This is a genomic window from Nocardioides sp. GXQ0305, from assembly GCF_050880345.1.
GTDB lineage: Bacteria > Actinomycetota > Actinomycetes > Propionibacteriales > Nocardioidaceae > Nocardioides.
Genome location: NZ_JBNYXG010000001.1, coordinates 410,336 through 425,811, shown reverse-complemented (window position 1 = coordinate 425,811; position 15,476 = coordinate 410,336). Strand labels below are relative to the sequence as shown.

At 71.6% G+C, this 15,476-nt stretch carries 12 protein-coding genes; 8 read left to right on the top strand and 4 right to left on the bottom strand.

The annotated features are described in order from the left end of the window. Positions 1–96 precede the first annotated feature (96 nt). The 3 genes from ACQ1X7_RS02055 to ACQ1X7_RS02045 are packed head-to-tail and all read right to left on the bottom strand — an operon-like array spanning position 97 to position 3,355. Positions 97–1,473 carry a glutamate decarboxylase gene (locus tag ACQ1X7_RS02055; RefSeq protein ID WP_432476481.1) on the bottom strand — a complete coding sequence of 459 codons (1,377 nt, stop codon included), beginning with the start codon at positions 1,471–1,473 and terminating at the stop codon, positions 97–99. Further along, the gene (locus ACQ1X7_RS02050) at positions 1,470–2,099 is read right to left on the bottom strand and encodes a hypothetical protein (protein ID WP_432476480.1); all 630 of its coding nucleotides are present in this window, start codon (positions 2,097–2,099) and stop codon (positions 1,470–1,472) included. The genes ACQ1X7_RS02055 and ACQ1X7_RS02050 overlap by 4 nt, the downstream gene beginning before the upstream one ends. Further along, entirely contained in the window at positions 2,096–3,355 is a 1,260-nt protein-coding gene (locus ACQ1X7_RS02045; protein ID WP_432476479.1) for a homogentisate 1,2-dioxygenase, read from the bottom strand. Before ACQ1X7_RS02045 ends, ACQ1X7_RS02050 begins: the two co-directional genes overlap by 4 nt. A 187-nt stretch (positions 3,356–3,542) precedes the next feature. Here ACQ1X7_RS02045 and ACQ1X7_RS02040 point away from each other — a divergent pair, with 187 nt between their 5' ends. The 4 genes from ACQ1X7_RS02040 to ACQ1X7_RS02025 are packed head-to-tail and all read left to right on the top strand — an operon-like array spanning position 3,543 to position 8,615. After that, positions 3,543–3,992: an NAD(P)H-dependent oxidoreductase subunit E gene (locus ACQ1X7_RS02040; protein WP_432476478.1), complete on the top strand. Its 450-nt coding sequence runs from the start codon at positions 3,543–3,545 to the stop codon at positions 3,990–3,992. After that, positions 3,989–5,503 carry an NADH-ubiquinone oxidoreductase-F iron-sulfur binding region domain-containing protein gene (locus ACQ1X7_RS02035; protein ID WP_432476477.1) on the top strand — a complete coding sequence of 505 codons (1,515 nt, stop codon included), beginning with the start codon at positions 3,989–3,991 and terminating at the stop codon, positions 5,501–5,503. The genes ACQ1X7_RS02040 and ACQ1X7_RS02035 overlap by 4 nt, the downstream gene beginning before the upstream one ends. Continuing rightward, a complete protein-coding gene (gene fdhF, locus ACQ1X7_RS02030; protein WP_432476476.1) occupies positions 5,500–8,352 on the top strand; it encodes a formate dehydrogenase subunit alpha in 2,853 nt (950 codons plus the stop codon). The genes ACQ1X7_RS02035 and fdhF overlap by 4 nt, the downstream gene beginning before the upstream one ends. A 26-nt stretch (positions 8,353–8,378) precedes the next feature. Beyond that, positions 8,379–8,615, top strand: a complete 237-nt coding sequence (locus ACQ1X7_RS02025) for a formate dehydrogenase subunit delta (RefSeq protein WP_432476475.1) — start codon at positions 8,379–8,381, stop codon at positions 8,613–8,615. 18 nt (positions 8,616–8,633) lie between these two features. Here the strand turns inward: ACQ1X7_RS02025 and ACQ1X7_RS02020 are convergent, their stop codons facing one another. After that, on the bottom strand, positions 8,634–9,902 hold the full coding sequence (locus ACQ1X7_RS02020) for a DUF222 domain-containing protein (protein ID WP_432476474.1): 1,269 nt from the start codon (positions 9,900–9,902) through the stop codon (positions 8,634–8,636). Positions 9,903–10,095: 193 nt separating this feature from the next. Here ACQ1X7_RS02020 and ACQ1X7_RS02015 point away from each other — a divergent pair, with 193 nt between their 5' ends. The 4 genes from ACQ1X7_RS02015 to ACQ1X7_RS02000 all read left to right on the top strand — a co-directional run bounded on the left by ACQ1X7_RS02015 (position 10,096) and on the right by ACQ1X7_RS02000 (position 15,462). After that, on the top strand, positions 10,096–10,476 hold the full coding sequence (locus ACQ1X7_RS02015) for a RidA family protein (RefSeq protein WP_432476473.1): 381 nt from the start codon (positions 10,096–10,098) through the stop codon (positions 10,474–10,476). Between the two features lie 146 nt (positions 10,477–10,622). Further along, positions 10,623–11,453, top strand: coding sequence for a hypothetical protein (locus ACQ1X7_RS02010; protein ID WP_432476472.1), 831 nt, complete (start codon positions 10,623–10,625; stop codon positions 11,451–11,453). A gap of 209 nt (positions 11,454–11,662) precedes the next feature. Then, on the top strand, positions 11,663–13,543 hold the full coding sequence (locus ACQ1X7_RS02005; protein ID WP_432476471.1) for an ABC transporter transmembrane domain-containing protein: 1,881 nt from the start codon (positions 11,663–11,665) through the stop codon (positions 13,541–13,543). Then, positions 13,540–15,462 carry an ABC transporter ATP-binding protein gene (locus tag ACQ1X7_RS02000; protein ID WP_432476470.1) on the top strand — a complete coding sequence of 641 codons (1,923 nt, stop codon included), beginning with the start codon at positions 13,540–13,542 and terminating at the stop codon, positions 15,460–15,462. Before ACQ1X7_RS02005 ends, ACQ1X7_RS02000 begins: the two co-directional genes overlap by 4 nt. The last annotated feature ends 14 nt before the right edge of the window (positions 15,463–15,476 follow it).

The following is a 15,476-nucleotide window of genomic DNA, read 5'->3' as shown; positions in this document are numbered from 1 at the left end:
CGCCCGTCGGGCGACCCGTCCAGGTCCGGTGCGTGACGGCTCATGGGTCCATCCTCACGCGGGAGTCAAGCGTGGGACGCGCCGGGCAAGCCCGGGTCAGTAGCCGCTGCCGGTCTTGACCTGTTGCCGCTCGGTCTCGCTGGCGCCGCCCTTCTCGTCCAGGGTCGCGCACGCGTCGGCGATGTCGCGCAGGAACTGGTCGACCTGCCCGCGGCTCATCGTCTCCTTGACCAGGGCCCGCAGGATCTTCACGTTCTGGGCGTTGGGCGGGAGGGTGTACGCCGGAACCATCCAGCCGCGCTCGGCGGACAGCTGCCAGGCGATGTCGGACTCGTCGTACGACGAGTGCTCACCGGCGAGCCGGAAGGCCACCAGGGGGAGCTGCTCCTCGTCGGCGCCGATCACCTCGAACCGCCCGCTCGCGCGCAACCCCTCGGCGAGGGCCTGCGCGTTCTGCTGCATCTGCCGCATCACGTAGGTGTAGCCCTTCCTCCCCAGCCGGACGAAGTTGTAGTACTGGGCCAGCACCATCGAGGCACCCGTGGAGAAGTTGAGCGTGAACGTGGCGTCGGTCTTTCCGAGGTAGTTCTCGTAGAAGACGAGGTCCTGGGCGAGGTCGGACTCCTCGCGGAAGACCAGCCACCCGATGCCGGGGTAGACCAGGCCGTACTTGTGCCCCGAGACGTTGATGGAGCGGACCTGCTCGAGCCGGAAGTCGCACGGCGAGTCGGGGTACAGGAACGGCCAGACGAACCCGCCGCTCGCGCCGTCGATGTGCATCGGGATGTCGAGGCCACGCTCCTCCCTCACCCGCAGGAGGAGCTCGTTGATCCCGACGAGGTCGTCGCGGTGGCCGGTGAAGGTGGTGCCGAGCACGCCCACCACCCCGATCGTGTTCTCGTCGAGGAAGGGCTCCACGTCGTCGGGACCGATCGTGTACTTGTCCTCGGCGAGCGGCACGATCCGCGGCTCGACGTCGAAGTAGCGGCAGAACTTCTCCCAGACGACGTGCACGTCGCCCCCGAACACCAGGTTGGGACGGTCGACCGCGAGGTTCGCGGCCTGGCGGCGTTCCCGCCACTTCCACTTCAGGGACAGCGCGCCGAGCATGATCGCCTCGGACGAGCCCTGGGTCCGGCAGCCGGTCGTGGCCCCCGGGGCCCGGAACAGGTCGGCGAGCATCCGCACGCACCGCTGCTCGATCTCGGCCGAGATCGGGTACTCCGCGTGGTCGATGAAGTTGCGGTGCAGGTTGCCCGCGATCAGCCGTTGCGCCTCGGGCTCCATCCAGGTCGTGACGAACGTGGCGAGGTTGCGCTGCGGATCACCGTCCATCGCCAGGTCGGTGGCGACCAGGCGCAGGGCATCGGTGGGGGTCATGCCCTCGTCCGGGAAGGCCTCCGACGGGGCGGCCTCGGTCAGGAAGCGGTTGCCGAAGAGCGTCACGTCGGCGGCGTCGTCAGGCTCGGTCATCCCGCGAGCGGAGCACGCCGCAGGGCGCGCAGTCCTCCCCCGATCTGGATGATCCCCGCGACCGCGAAGCACGCGGCGCCCGCGAAGGTCCCCCAGTTCACCAGCCCGACGTCGACCGACTGGCTCGTCGCGGGGCGGACGAACGCGGCCAGTCCCGCGAGGAAGAAGAGCACCGACCCGACCTGGTTGACGACGACGATCCACCAGTCCACGTCACCGGTCAGCACCCGCACCCGACCCTGTCCGACGTCGAGCATCGCGAGGTGACCGGACACCAGGAAGCAGACGCAGCCGAGGATGTCCGGGAGCCAGATCCACCCGTCGGACTGCCGTGGTGTGAGGCCCGAGGCGAAGGCCGCCACCAGGCTGACCGCGAACAGCAGGGTGCCCACGAACAGGACGACGGCGCTGCGCCACGCGCGCGACCGCGCCGTCGCGGCCAGCACCGAGACCCAGCCGCCGCCACTGAAGAACACGCCGCCGACGAGGTAGGTGAGGTTCACGGCGACGAGCTCGGCCCCGGCCTGGGCCATGGCGGCGCCGCAGGAGAACAGCGAGCCACCGAGGGTGAACGCCACGCCGGCGAGGACGCCGTCGCGGACCACGCGGCGGCTCGGTGAGGTCACGAGTTCGAGTAGACCGCCGGTCCCCCGTCGCCGTCCCCCTCCGTTTCGGGCCCCCTGCCGGCCTCCGGCCCACGGCGGGCTCCACCCGCCCAGGTCCAGGCGTACGCCGGGTCCTCGGCGGCGAGCCCGCCCTCGCCGAGATCGAGCGGCTTGAAGGTGTCGACCATGACGGCCGACTCCTCGAAGTAGTCGACGCCGAGCGAGGCCTCGATCGCGCTCGGCTGCGGGCCGTGCGCGTGGCCGCCGGGGTGCAGGCTGATCGACCCGATGTTGATCCCCGACCCCTTACGCGCCTCGTAGTCCCCGCCCACGTAGAACATGACCTCGTCGGAGTCGACGTTGGAGTGGTAGTAGGGCACCGGGATCGCCAGCGGGTGGTAGTCGACCTTCCGCGGCAGGAAGTTGCAGACCACGAAGTTCCAGCCCTCGAAGACCTGGTGCACCGGCGGCGGCTGGTGCACCTTGCCGGTGATCGGCATGTAGTCGTCGATGTTGAAGGTGTGCGGGTAGAGGCAGCCGTCCCAGCCGACCACGTCGAACGGGTGGGTCGCGTAGGTCAGCCGGCTGCCGACGATCCCGGCCGAGGTGCGGTGCTTGACCAGCACCTCGACGTCGCTGCCCTCGGCGAGGTGGGGCTCGGTGGAGCCGTGCAGGTCGCGCTCGCAGTACGGCGCGTGCTCGAGCAGCTGCCCGAACCGGCTGAGGTAGCGCTTCGGCGGGTGGATGTGGCTGTTGGCCTCGATGGCGTACAGCCGGCTCGGCTCGGCGGGGACCCAGCGGTGGTCGGTGGCCCGCGGCACGAGGACGTAGTCGCCCGCCCGGTAGGGCACCACCCCGAAGACGGTCTCGACGGTGCCGGTGCCCTCCTGGACGAACACGCACTCGTCGCCGATCGCGTTGCGGTAGAGGGGGGAGGCGTCGGTCCCGGTCACGACGTAGGCGATCCGGACGTCGGCGTTGCCGAGCACCAGCCGCCGCCCCTCCACGGGGCAGGCTGCCGCGCCGTCCTCGAACAGGGTGTGGAGCCTCAGGTGGCGCGGCTTCAGCGGGTGGTTCGGCGCCAGCCGCTGGTCCCCGAGCTCCCACACCTGGCTGTCCACGATCGCCGACGGGACGCCGCGGTGGTAGAGCAGCGAGGAGTCGGAGGAGAACCCCTCCTCCCCCATAAGCTCCTCGCGGTACAGGTTCCCCTCGGGGTCACGGTGCTGGGTGTGCCGCTGGGGCGGCACCTCACCCACCTGGCGGTAGTACGTCATGTCCGATATCCGATCGTTGCCGTCCGCATGTCAGGAACCATCGTGCCACGCCGTCCACCATGGCGGCGACCCCCGGGACGGCGGTCGCCCGGGCGTCGGTCCTCACCCGGGCAGGTTGTGGACAGAGGTCGACGACGACGTGTGAACTAGGCTCGGAGACACGGGTCACACCGACAGCGGAGGCACCTTGACCACCGAGTCCGTCAGCGCGCACACCCAGCGCGTGCGCACGATCACCGGGCAGCACCTGGGTGAGCGCGGGCCACTGATGCCGGTCCTGCACGACCTGATGGAGGAGTTCGGGCACATCACCCGCGACGACGTCGCCGCGGTCGCCGACGTCCTCAACCTCTCGGTCGCCGAGGTGCACGGAGTGGTGAGCTTCTACCACGACTTCCGCACCACGCCCCCGCCCGCGCACACCATCGCGCTGTGCCGCGCCGAGGCCTGCCAGGCCGTGGGCGCCGAGCGGGTCTTCGTCGAGGCGGTCGCCGCCCACGAGGGCAGCGACGTCGAGGTGCGCGAGGTGTTCTGCCTCGGCAACTGCGCGCTGGGCCCCAGCGGGATGCTCGACGGGCAGCTGCACGGCCGCCTCGACGGCGAGCGGATCGCCGCCCTCACGGGGGAGTGGCGATGACCACGGTGTGGGTGCCCGCCGACGCGGCCGCCGTCTCGGTCGGGGCCGACGAGGTCGCCGACGCCCTCACGGCCGCGGGCGCGACCGTACGCCGGAACGGCTCCCGCGGGATGCTCTGGGCCGAGCCGCTGGTGGAGGTCGAGACCGACGAAGGACGGGTCGGCTACGCGAACGTCACGCCGGAGGCCGCCGCCGGCGTGCTCGACGGCGAGGGCGAGTGCCTCGGGGTCGTGGACGACCACGCGTGGCTCGCCGGCCAGCGGCGCGTGTCCTTCGCACGGGTGGGCGTGATCGACCCCCAGGACGTCGAGGGGTTCGAGGCGCTCGGCGGCTGGACCGGTCTGCGGCGCGCGCTGACGATGGCGCCCGCCGAGGTGGTGGAGGAGGTCACCGACTCCGGGCTGCGCGGGCGCGGCGGCGCCGGCTTCCCCGCCGGCATCAAGTGGAAGACGGTGCTCGAGGCCGACGCGGACACGAAGTTCGTCGCCTGCAACTTCGACGAGGGCGACTCCGGCACCTTCGCCGACCGGATGGTGGTCGAGGGCGACCCGTTCACGCTGATCGAGGGCATGGCCATCGCGTCGTACGCCGTCGGCGCGAGCGAGGGCTACGTCTACGTCCGCTCCGAGTACCCGCACGCGATCACCGCCCTGCGTCGGGCGATCGAGACCGCCTACACCCACGGCTTCCTCGGCCGCGACATCCTCGGCAGCGGGCACGGCTTCGACCTCCACGTGCGCGTGGGGGCCGGTGCCTACATCTGCGGCGAGGAGTCCTCGATGCTGGAGAGCCTCGAGGGTCGGCGCGGCGAGGTGCGGGCCAGGCCGCCGATCCCGGCGCTCAAGGGCCTCTTCGGCCGACCGACCGCGGTCAACAACGTGCTGACCCTCTGCGCGGTGCCGATGATCCTCGCCGACGGGGGCCAGGCCTACGCCGAGCTCGGCGTCGGCAAGTCGCGCGGAACCCAGGTCTTCCAGCTGGCGGGGAACATCGCCCGCGGCGGGATCGTCGAGCTGCCGATGGGCGTGACGCTCGGCGAGCTGGTCGAGGGGTACGGCGGCGGCACGCTCACCGGCCGACCGGTGCGGGCCGTGCAGGTCGGCGGGCCGCTGGGCGCCTACGTGCCCCCGGAGCAGTTCGACACCCCGATGGGCTACGAGGAGCTCGCCGAGGTCGAGGCGATGCTCGGCCACGGCGGCGTCGTGGTCTTCGACGACACCGTCGACATGGCCCGGATGGCCCGCTTCGCCTTCGAGTTCTGTGCCGTGGAGTCGTGCGGCAAGTGCACGCCGTGCCGGATCGGCGCGGTGCGTGGCAAGGAGACGCTCGACCACGTGATCGCTGGCCGCGACGTCGAGCGCAACCTCGCGCTCGTCGACGACCTGTGCACCACCATGACCAAGGGGTCGCTGTGCGCCATGGGCGGCCTCACCCCGATGCCCGTGCAGAGCGCGATCCGGCACTGGCCCGAGGACTTCGACCGCAGCCACCAGGAGGAGGTCTCCTCATGACCACCACCGAGCAGCCCAGCTACTCGACCCGCTGGGCGCCCGAGACCGACCTCGGCACGCCACCGGTCGAGGGCGAGACCGTGACCCTCACCATCGACGGCCGGTCGGTCGACGTACCCGAGGGCACGTCGGTGATGCGCGCGGCCGCGCTCGCCGGGATCGACGTGCCCAAGCTGTGCGCCACGGACTCCCTGAAGGCCTTCGGCTCCTGCCGGATGTGCCTGGTCGAGGTCGAGGACGGCAAGGGCGTCCCGGCGTCGTGCACCACCCCGTGCGCCGACGGCATGGTCGTGCGCACCGACACCGAGCAGGTCCAGCAGCTGCGACGCGGCGTGATGGAGCTCTACCTCTCCGACCACCCCACCGACTGCGACGGCTGTGCACGTGGCAACTGCGAGATCCAGTCCGTGGCCACCCGGGTCGGGGCCGCCGAGGTCCGCTACGGGTTGGGCCGGCAGCACGTCGAGGAGGCCACCGACGCCTCCAACCCCTACTTCGACTACGACCCCGCCGCTTGCATCGTCTGCTCGCGCTGCGTGCGCGCGTGCGACGACATCCAGGGCACCTTCGCGCTGACGGTCGAGGGTCGCGGCTTCGACTCCCGCATCACCCCCGGCGGCGTCGACTTCCTGTCCTCCGAGTGCGTCTCCTGCGGCGCGTGCGTGCAGGCGTGCCCGACCGACGCCCTCGCCGAGAAGTCGCTGGTGGACCTCGGGATGCCGACCCGAAGCGTCGAGACCACCTGCGCCTACTGCGGCGTGGGCTGCTCCTTCCGCGCCGAGGTCTCCGGCGAGGGCCCCCTCGATCCGGACACCCGCGTGGTGCGGATGATCCCCAGCAAGGACGGCGGCGCCAACGAGGGCCACTCGTGCGTGAAGGGCCGCTTCGCCTACGGCTACGCCAGCCACGACGACCGGCAGATGCACCCGATGGTGCGCGACTCCATCGACGAGGAGTGGCGGGTCGTCTCCTGGGAGGAGGCCATCGCCCGCGTGGCCGAGGGCTTCAAGGCGATCCAGGCCGAGCACGGCGTCGGCGCCATCGGCGGCATCTCCTCCTCGCGCTGCACCAACGAGGAGGTGTACGTCGTCCAGAAGATGGTGCGGGCGGCGTTCGGCAACAACAACATCGACACCTGCGCGCGCGTGTGCCACTCGCCCACCGGCTACGGGTTGAACCAGACCTTCGGCACCTCCGCGGGCACCCAGGACTTCAAGTCGGTGGAGAGCGCCGACGTGATCCTGCTGATCGGCGCGAACCCCACCGACGCCCACCCGGTCTTCGCCTCCCGCATGAAGCGACGGCTGCGCGCGGGTGCCCAGATCGTCGTGGCCGACCCCCGGCGGATCGACATCGTCCGCACGCCGCACATCGAGGCGGCCCACCACCTGCCGGTGCTGCCGGGCTCGAACGTCGCCTTCGTCAACGCCATGGCCCACACCATCGTCACCGAGGGCCTGCACGACGAGGAGTTCATGCGGAGCCGCTGCGAGAACGTCGACGAGTACCTCGCGTTCATCGCCCTGGAGGAGAACTCGCCGGAGTCGACCGCGGCCGCGACCGGCGTACCCCCGGAGCAGCTGCGCGAGGCCGCCCGGTTGTACGCCGCCGGACCCAACTCCGCCATCTACTACGGCCTCGGCGTCACCGAGCACAGCCAGGGCTCGACGATGGTGATGGGCATGGCGAACCTCGCCATGGTCACCGGCAACATCGGCCGGGAAGGTGTCGGGGTGAACCCGCTGCGCGGGCAGAACAACGTGCAGGGTTCCTGCGACATGGGTTCCTTCCCCCACGAGTTCCCGGGCTACCGCCACGTGTCCCGCGACGAGGTGCGCGGCATCTACGAGTCGCTGTGGGGGCTCGAGCTGGACCCGCAGCCCGGCCTGCGGATCCCCAACATGTTCGACTCGGCGATCGGCGGGACCTTCCACGGACTCTTCGTCCAGGGCGAGGACATCGCGCAGTCCGACCCCAACACCCAGCACGTGGAGGCGGCGCTGTCGGCGATGGAGCTGGTCGTCGTGCAGGACCTGTTCCTCAACGAGACCGCCCGCTTCGCCCACGTCTTCCTGCCCGGCTCCAGCTTCCTGGAGAAGGACGGGACCTTCACCAACGCCGAGCGCCGGATCAACCGGGTGCGTCCGGTCTTCCCCAGCCGGGTCGGCAAGGACGAGTGGCAGGTCGTGTGCGAGATCGCGCAGGCCATGGGCTACGACATGCACTACGCCTCGGCGGCGGAGATCATGGACGAGATCGCCCAGACCACGCCCACCTTCGCCGGTGTCTCGTTCGCGGCGCTGGACGCCGAGGGCTCGATGCAGTGGCCGGTCAACGACGCCGCACCCCACGGCACTCCCACGATGCACATCGGCGAGTTCGTGCGCGGCAAGGGCAAGCTGGTGGAGACGGTCTACGTGCCGACGACCGAGCGCACCAACCGCCGGTACCCGCTGGTGCTGACGACGGGCCGGATCCTCAGCCAGTACAACGTGGGGGCGCAGACCCGGCGGACCGCCAACCAGACCTGGCACCCCGAGGACGTGCTGGAGATCCATCCGGCCGATGCGGACATGCGCGGGATCTCCACCGGCGACCGGGTGGAGCTGTCCTCGCGGGTGGGCACCACCACGCTGACCGCGGTGGTGTCCGAGCGGATGCCGGCGGGCGTCGTCTACACGACGTTCCACCACCCCGTCACGGGCGCCAACGTGGTCACGACGGAGAACTCCGACTGGGCCACGAACTGCCCGGAGTACAAGGTCACGGCAGTCCAGGTCGGCGTCGCCAACGCGGGGAACCGTGCCGAGGGCGCGGCGGCCCAGCGCGAGATGGCGGGCCGTCAGTGAGCGGAGGTCTTCCTCCCGAGATCCGCATGGGCAACGACATCGCCCGCCAGTTCGCCCATCTCGGGGCCGAGGCCGCCGCGGTCCAGATCGGGACCCACCTGGAGAAGTTCTGGGACCCTCGCATGCGCCGCCGACTCCACGACCTGCTGGCCCCTGACGGCGGGTACACCGACCAGGCGGACCCCCTGCTCGTCGCCGGGCTGCGGCGCCTGGAGGCGGATGCCACCGACGACGCCGAACGCCGGAAGGCCACCGGCGGCTGAGCTCCTGGGGCCCGCGGTCTACGTTCGTCGGGCGAACCTGATCGAGCCGTCGGGCAGGCGTCGGTGGAGGTGCCCGGGGTCGTGGATCCTCCGGTGGTGGAACCCGCACAGCGGGACCATGTCGGCGAGGTCGGTGTCGCCGTGATGGCTCCAGGGTCGTCGGTGATGGAGCTCGCACCAGGCGTACGGCGTCTGGCAGCCATCGGCAAGGCAGCTGGTGTGCCGGAGGGCGCCGGCCACGCGCTGGGTCTCGGTGAACAGTCGGCTGCTCCGCCCGAGGTCGAGGGGTTGCGAGGCTCCGCCGAGGACGGCGGGCACGAGCCCCGCGCTGCACGCGAGCCGGCGCGCCTCGGCGGCGGAGACGAGGTCGCCGGTATCGAGGCCGGCGGCCCGGAGCTGGCCGCGGAGGACGTCGAGGTCGAGCTTGACGATCACGGTCGCGGCAACCCTGCCGTGGAGCCGGTCGGTGGGCAGGTGTTCGAGGATCTGGGTGAACGCGACCCCGCGGAGGTGGGCCCAGTCACGGTCGACCCGCTGGTCGCCCGCCTGCGCCTCGGTGGCGCCGAGTCTGCCGCGGCGGGGCGAGGTCAGGGCGTCGACGACCTTCTTCAGGATCGATCCGGCCAGGGTCGGGACGGTGAAGTGACCCGACATGGTGCCGTTGCCGTTGTCGTGCAGGGTCAGCCTGGCCCGGGCCAGCGCCGCTTGCTCCTCCTCGTGGACCTGGGCGTTCTCGTGGACGTCCACCTTCTGCTGGTCCGGTTCGACGGCCGCCAGGGCACGCCACGCGAGCCTGCGGAGCTGGGTCGGGTCGACCCGTCGAGCCTGTGCGACCAGGCGCCGCTCGACCGTGGCGACCTGGTCGCCGGCGAGCCCCCGGGGCAGCTTCGCGATCGCGTGGGCGATGACGGCGGCGTGCTCGGCGGAGATCTCACCCTCGGCGAGCCCGCTCTGCGTGGCCGGCAGCTTGTCGTCGAGCTCCTTGGCCAGCTTGGTCGAGCGGGACGCCGCGGCCGTGCCTGACCGGGTCACGCTTGAGAGCCACGACCCGGTGGACGCGCAGCCCGCGGTCTCGGCCACCCTCGACCGATCCGCCGCGGCCACCAGCTTCAGCTCGAGCGCGTGGATCCGCGACCGGGCCCGCGCGAGCTCGGCGATCACCCGTGCGTACTGCTCCGGCGCCAACCCGGTCACGTCGCCGTCGACAGCGTCGAGGGCCTCGTGCACCGCCGCAGCCGCCGCGGCCGGGTGGCCGGGCGTGGGGTGCAGATCCAGGACTGCCGTCATGCCCCGAACCTAGTCGCACACATGTTCGAAGGCATCGAGTCCGTTGACACCTGTGGAGAACCGGCATCCAAGGGCCCCTGTGGACGACTCGTGGTCAGACGTCGGGGCCCACACCCCCTCCTCCGACCATGGCCCCTGAGGAGGACCTTCCCCGGCCCCTCGGACCGTGGGACGATCGGCCGGGAGGTCCCGGATGCCGCGTCAGACCATCACGACATCGAGCGCACCGAGCTCGCCGCTGTTCAGCCAGGGAGTCAAGGCCGGCTCCCAGGTCTTCGTCTCGGGGACCACCGGGATGGACCCGAGCAGCGGCCAGATGGCCGGTGACACCATCCAGGCCCAGACCCGCCAGGCGCTGGCGAACTGCGAGGCGATCCTGCGAGAGGCCGGGGCGACGCTCGACGACGTCGTCGAGGTCGGCGTGCTGCTCACCGATCCGGGCGACTTCGCGGGCATGAACGAGGAGTACGCCCGCTGGTTCCCGGCTGATCCGCCGGCCCGCTACGCAGCCAGGCTGGGAGCCGAGATACCGGGACTCCTCGTCTCCATCCGGATGACGGCACACCTGGGCTGATCTGCGCACCCCCCGGGGTCACCTGCGGCGGCTTCACGCGTTTCGCCACGCGCGCGACGTTTCCGAAACTAACGTTCTCCCGTCTCGCCGAGCGAGAGGCGCTCGTTGACCGATTCGGGGCGCTCGACGACCTAGATGGAGAACCCATGTCCTACACAGAACAGTCTGCCCACGTTCCTCAGACGGGAACCTACGCCCCCGTCCCGCCGAAGGGCAGCAACGGTCTCGCGATCGCCGGCTTCGTGCTCGGCCTGCTGGGCCTGCTCACCTCGTGGATCCCGTTCCTCAACGTCGTCGGCATCATCCTCGGCGTGCTCGGCGTGGTCCTGGCCGGTGTCGGCCTCGCCAAGTCCAGCAAGGTGAACGCGGGCAAGGGGCTCGCGATTGCCGGCATCGTCCTCGGCGCCCTGGCCGTGATCTTCGCCGTGCTCATCAACGTGGTGTTCGTCAGCGCCGTCGACGAGGCCATCGACCAGACGACCAGCACCAGGGTCGAGACTCCCTCGGGTTCCGGCAACGAGGCCGCGTCCGAGGACAAGGCCGGCTCCGACGCCGAGCTCGGCACGACGCGCGACAACCCGGCACCCCTCGGCTCCGGCATCACCGGCGACGACTGGACCGTGAAGATCAACTCGGTCAAGACGGTCAGGGCGGACTCGATGGGCGAGACCCCTGCCGCCGGCTCGGTGCTGCTCGCGATCAACATGACCGCCACCTACAACGGTGACGACGAGCAGGGCTCGACCCCGTGGGCGACGGTCGACTTCGTCTCCCCCGACGGCACCACGATCGACTCCACGAGCGGGTCGACCATGTTCATCGCGGAGAACGAGTTCGACTCCCTCAAGACCGTCTTCAACGGAGCCTCCGTCACGGGCGACCAGCTGCTCGAGGTCCCGGCGGACACCTGGCAGGACGGCGTCCTGGCCGTCTCCCCGGGCATGCTGAGCGACGACACCTTCGTCGCGGTCAAGTGACGGTCTGAACGTCGGTCACCCGGGCGCGAGCGGCCCCGAGTCCACCAGGGCCCGGGGCCGTTCCGCGTCCTCACTGCTCCACTTCCCTCACGGCTCGCAGCTTGAGCTCAACCGCGCGTGAGGTCCTAGCGTCCCTCGCGTGACCTGCCGCCACCCCCAGGAAATCCCGTCGCGTCCGGGTGCCCCGCGGTCCTACGCTCGGGGGTGCCATGCGTGACTTCCCGCCCCTCGTGACGACGTTCTGGTCCCCCGAGGGGGACCGGGTCGGCGCGCCCCCGGACACCCGCAGTCCGGGCCGGTTCCTGCTGTGGATGCTCCGCCAGCAGACCGCGTTGATCTCGATCGGGGTGGGCTTCGGCGTGCTCTGGCAGCTGCCGCTCATCGTCGGCCCGTGGGTCTTCGGCCGGGCCATCGACGCCGGGATCGTGGGTGACGACCCACTGGCCGTCGCCGTCGGCGCAGCGGTCCTGCTCGTGGTGACGCTGATCGGTGCGGTGTTCGGCATCTCGCTGCACACCCTCGTGGTGCGCAGCTGGCTGATCAGCCTCTACGGCACCACGAAGATGGTGACGCGCAAGGCGGCCCAGATGGGCCACGTGCTGCCGAGGAGGTCGCCGACCGGGGAGATCCTCAGCGTCGCCTCGAGCGACTCCGACGAGTTCGGGGCGATGACCGAGATCATCGCCCGCGCCGGGTCGCAGCTGGTCTCCTTCCTCGCCGTGGCCGCGATCGTGATGTACACCTCGCCGCTGCTCGGGGTGACCGTCCTGCTGGCGGCCCCGGTCCTGGTCGGCGTCGCGCTGCCGTTCCTGCGTCCGCTCCACGGCCGCCAGGAGCTGGAGCGCACCCGCAACTCCGACCTCACGTCCATGGCGACGGACATCGTGGCCGGGCTGCGCATCCTGCGGGGCATCGGCGGCGAGCGGACGTTCGGCCGCAACTACGCCGCCCAGTCGCAGAGCTCCCGCGCCGCGGGCGTGGGGGCCGGCATGTGGCAGGCCCTGATCGAGGCGCTCGGCGTGCTCTTCTCCGGCGTCTTCCTGGTGCTGCTGCTCTGGCTCGGCACCCGTGAGGTGCTCGCGGGCCGACTCACCATCGGCCAGCTGGTCAGCTTCCTCGGCTACGGGCTGTACCTCATCGGGCCGATCCGGACCTTCTTCGAGTTCGCGCAGAAGCTCACCCGCGCCATGGTCAGCGCCCGCAAGGCGATCGCCATCTTCGAGCCCGCCCCACCGTGGCGCGACCCGGACGAGCCCCTGCGACTCGACCCGGCGGCCGGGCTGACAGACGGGCGCAGCGGGTTCACCGCACACCCCGGCGAGCTGACGGTCGTGGTGAGCGCGGTCCCCGACGAGTCGGCCCGGCTCGCCGACCGGCTCGGCCGCTACCTGCCGCCGGACACCGACCCGGTGAGCGAGGAGCTCGAGGAGGGGCTGACGGGCCGTGCGGCCCGGAGGGCGCGGTCCGAGCGCGCCCGTCGCCGCGCCGAGATCGCCGCCCAGGACGCCGACCGCACCCGCGGGCCGTGGGGAGCCAGTCTCGGCGACGTCGACCTGGCCGACGCGACCCTGGCCGACGTACGACGCACGATCCTGGTCAGCGACACCGGCAGCCAGCTGTTCGCCGGCACCCTCCAGGACGCCGTCGACCCCCACCGGCGGCTGACCCGCCGGGAGGCCGAGGAGGCCCTGCTCGCCGCCAACGCCGAGGACGTGTACGACGCGCTCCCGGGCGGATGGCAGGGAGAGCTGGAGGAGCGCGGCCGCGGCCTGTCGGGCGGCCAGCGGCAGCGGGTCGTCCTGGCCAGGGCGTTGGGCTCGGACGCCCCCGTGCTGGTGCTGGTCGAGCCCACCTCGGCGGTCGACGCGCACACCGAGGCCCGGATCGCCGAGCGGGTCGCCCGCCTCCGTGCCGGCCGGACCACCGTGGTGTGCACGGTGTCGCCGCTGTGGCTCCACCACGCCGACCGGGTGGTGCTGCTCGACGGCGGCCTGGTCGTCGCCGAGGGCCGTCACGACGACCTGCTCGCCGGTGACCCCGCCTACCGCGCCGTCGTCGCCCGGGCGATCGACGAGGAGGTGCTGTCATGATCGCGGATCTCCTCGCCACCTCCGAGGACACCTGGTCCGACCACACTCACGACCCGCCGGTGGTCGACCCGCGGCTGCGACCCCCACGCGACGCAGCAGCCCGCGAACGGCTGGCCGCGTGGCGGATGCGCCACCACCTGCGCCGGGAGGAGGCCGACCGGGTCTACCTCGGGTCCCGCCGCCCCGAACGGGGATGGCCGGTCGCCGGCGACCGGGCGGTGCTCACGTTCTTCCAGGGGCTGATCCGGGAGCGGCGCGGCATGTTCGTGGCGCTGGTCGTGCTCAACGCGCTCGCCGCAGCGGCCGGGCTCGTCGTTCCCGCGCTGCTGGGCGACCTCGTCGACCTCACCGTCGACGGGGACGGCGCCGGCCTCGACCGGCTCGCGTGGCTGGTGGTGGGCGTGGTGGTGGCCCAGGCCGTGCTCACGTTCTTCGCGCAGGCCACCTCGACCCTCTTCGGGCAGGACCTGCTCGCCTCCGCCCGCGAGTACATCGTGCGGGTGATCCTGCGGCTGCCGCTCGGGCAGGTGGAGAGCGCCAGCACCGGCGACCTGGTGACCCGGGTGACCCGCGACGTGAGCACCATGAGCCACTCGGTGCAGTTCGGCGTCCCGATGGCGATCATCTCGCTGCTGACCGTGGTCCTGTCGGTCGCCGCGATGCTCCTCAACTCGGTGCTGCTCGCCGTGCCGTCGCTGCTGGTGATCGGGACCAGCTACTTCGCCGTGCGCAGCTACCTGCGGACCGCGCCCCGCGGCTACATCACCGAGGGGGCGACGTACTCCCGGATCAACACCACGCTCACCGAGACCGTCGAGGGTGCCCGCACCGTCGAGGCGCTCGGCCTGCCCGACAGCCGCGTCCGCCAGGGCGACGACGACATCGAGGTCTCGGCGCAGGCCGAGCGCTACACGATGTCGCTGCGCAACCTGCTGTTCGCCGTCATCGACATCGCGTTCAACACTCCCCGCGTGGTCACCCTCGTGGTCGGCGCGTGGGGCTTCGCCCAGGGCTGGCTGTCCCTCGGCCAGATCACCACCGCGGTGCTGTACGTCGAGGCGCTGAGCGGTCCGCTCGACCGGCTGGTCGGCGAGCTCGACCGGCTGCAGGTCGGCGCCACCTCGACCGCCCGGCTGCTCGGCATCGCGGAGGTGCCCCCGGACCGGGAGCCCGGCGACGCCCGGCCCCACGGCCCGCACCTGGAGGGCCGCGACCTGCGGTTCGCCTACCGCGACGGCCACGACGTGCTGCACGGCGTCGACCTCGACCTGCGCACCGGCGAACGGCTCGCGGTCGTCGGGCCCTCCGGCTCGGGCAAGTCGACGCTGGGACGGTTGCTCTCCGGCATCAACCGACCGCGGACCGGCTCGGCCACGGTCGGCGGCGTCGAGCTGGTCGAGCTGCCGCTGGAGGTGCTGCGCACCGAGGTCGCGCTGGTGACCCAGGAGCACCATGTCTTCATCGGGTCGGTGCGCGACAACATCGTGCTCGCCCGCGAGGACTCGACCGACGAGGCGGTCTGGGCCGCGCTCTCGGCGGTCGGCTCCCGCGACTGGGTCGAGCGCCTGCCGCAGGGCCTCGACACCCGGATCGGGTCCGGACAGTTCTCGTTGACGCCCGCGCAGGCGCAGCAGATCGCGCTCGCCCGGCTGATCATCGCCGACCCCCACACCCTGGTGCTCGACGAGGCGACGTCGCTGATCGACCCTCGCACCGCGCGCACCCTCGAGGGGTCCATGCACTCGCTGCTCGACGGGCGCACGGTGGTCGCGATCGCCCACCGGCTGCACACCGCCCACGACGCCGACCGGATCGCCGTGGTCATCGACGGCCGGATCGCCGAGCTCGGCAGCCACGACGAGCTGGTCGACCTCGAGGACGGCGAGTACGCCGCGCTCTGGCGCGCCTGGACCAGCTGAGGTCTCGCGCCCCG

Excerpts from the sequence above, each read along its gene's own strand:
- ACQ1X7_RS02000 (WP_432476470.1), top strand. The coding sequence starts at position 13,540 with ATGATCGCGGATCTCCTCGCCACCTCCGAGGACACCTGGTCCGACCAC.
- ACQ1X7_RS02035 (WP_432476477.1), top strand. The coding sequence starts at position 3,989 with ATGACCACGGTGTGGGTGCCCGCCGACGCGGCCGCCGTCTCGGTCGGG.
- ACQ1X7_RS02020 (WP_432476474.1), bottom strand. The coding sequence starts at position 9,902 with ATGACGGCAGTCCTGGATCTGCACCCCACGCCCGGCCACCCGGCCGCG.
- ACQ1X7_RS02025 (WP_432476475.1), top strand. The coding sequence starts at position 8,379 with ATGGGCAACGACATCGCCCGCCAGTTCGCCCATCTCGGGGCCGAGGCC.
- ACQ1X7_RS02005 (WP_432476471.1), top strand. The coding sequence starts at position 11,663 with ATGCGTGACTTCCCGCCCCTCGTGACGACGTTCTGGTCCCCCGAGGGG.
- ACQ1X7_RS02010 (WP_432476472.1), top strand. The coding sequence starts at position 10,623 with ATGTCCTACACAGAACAGTCTGCCCACGTTCCTCAGACGGGAACCTAC.
- fdhF (WP_432476476.1), top strand. The coding sequence starts at position 5,500 with ATGACCACCACCGAGCAGCCCAGCTACTCGACCCGCTGGGCGCCCGAG.
- ACQ1X7_RS02055 (WP_432476481.1), bottom strand. The coding sequence starts at position 1,473 with ATGACCGAGCCTGACGACGCCGCCGACGTGACGCTCTTCGGCAACCGC.
- ACQ1X7_RS02015 (WP_432476473.1), top strand. The coding sequence starts at position 10,096 with ATGCCGCGTCAGACCATCACGACATCGAGCGCACCGAGCTCGCCGCTG.
- ACQ1X7_RS02045 (WP_432476479.1), bottom strand. The coding sequence starts at position 3,355 with ATGACGTACTACCGCCAGGTGGGTGAGGTGCCGCCCCAGCGGCACACC.